The 832-nt window shown below is 42.4% G+C and carries 1 pseudogene; it reads left to right on the top strand.

From position 1 onward, the window contains the following. Positions 1–832, top strand: a pseudogene (locus HMPREF3168_RS08820) (ISL3-like element ISLdl1 family transposase); the annotation flags it as partial.

Genomic DNA, 832 nt, shown 5'->3' with positions numbered 1-832 from the left:
CTAGTTAAAAATGGGTCTTTAGAATCTACTCTTAAGCACGTCGCTATTGGTGGAATACACACCAATATCAGAGTGTCCTATGCACGTTTTCGTTGTCTTAACATTGATTGCCAATTCAACACTAGAAGCCAGTCTATCCCTTTTAAAGCTGATGGTTATCGCATCACCAAACCTTTAAAAGAATACACTGAGAAACTGTTAAGCTATGGCCTTACTCTAAAGGCAGTGGCTTGGCTTACTGGCTTGGACAAGATGACTGTAAAGTCAATTCACAAGTCTCTTCTGCTGTCTAAATTTACAACTGATGGCAAGACACTCATAAAACCTGAAAGGCAGGCAAAATACTTAGCCATTGATGAGTTTAAGCTCCACGATGGCCATAAGTACGCCACCGCAATCATAGACTGGGAAACAGGGTATATTCTCTACTTAGCCCATGGCAAGAAGAAAGCCGTTGTTTTCGAGTTTATGGATCATGTTGGCGATGAGTGGATGTCAAAAGTTGAGGCGGTGGCTTGCGACATGAATTCAGACTTCGAAGAAGCTTTTAAAGGGCGCTACCCCAAGCTAGACATCGTCTATGATCGCTTCCACATTATCAAGAATTTCAACGATAAAGTGGTTTCAGAGATCCGAAAAGATGAACAAAGACGGCTGGCTGAGGAAGGCTGTCCAGAAGCTGCTAAGTTGCTTAAGAATTCACGTTACATCTTGATGTCTAAAAGATCCACATTAGTCCAGAAGGACGAGGACGCCCGCAAAGACAAGCTAGTGTCTACTGCTGGTGAAATATTCAATACACCAGAAATAAAGGCTCATGGTGGTAATGAAG

The sequence above is a fragment of the Lactobacillus sp. HMSC08B12 genome, assembly GCF_001808415.1.
Lineage (GTDB): Bacteria > Bacillota > Bacilli > Lactobacillales > Lactobacillaceae > Lactobacillus > Lactobacillus delbrueckii.
Note: the sequence above shows the minus strand (reverse complement) of the source record. Positions and strands in the feature narration are given on the sequence as shown.